Origin of the sequence: Rhodoferax ferrireducens (genome assembly GCF_003347515.1) — a bacterium.
GTDB lineage: Bacteria > Pseudomonadota > Gammaproteobacteria > Burkholderiales > Burkholderiaceae_C > Rhodoferax.
The window spans coordinates 1-262 of the sequence record NZ_QEII01000307.1 but is presented as its reverse complement, the minus strand read 5'-3'; the positions used below and the strand labels follow the sequence as shown (position 1 = coordinate 262).

Here is a 262-nt window from a genome sequence, read left to right as displayed (position 1 = left end):
GGCTGTAGGTCACCGCGGCGGTGGAAGTGCCGGTGATGGCGACGTTGAAAACCAGGTCGGCGCCTTCGTTGACGTTGTTGTCGCCCACGCCTGGAGCGCCTGGCTCGACGGTGGTGATGCTGGGCACGCCCGTGGTATCGACGATGCCGCCGATGCCCTGGACGCCGCCGATGGTCAGGCCCAGGGTCTCGATCGGCTCACCATTGATGGAGTCGGTCAGGGTTGGCACGGTGACGGCAAAACCGGTGACGCCTGCGGGCAC

General features: G+C 66.8%; 1 pseudogene. It reads right to left on the bottom strand.

Annotation, left to right across the window (positions count from 1 at the left end):
• Positions 1-262 (bottom strand): annotated as a pseudogene (locus C5P05_RS24625) (hypothetical protein); the annotation flags it as partial.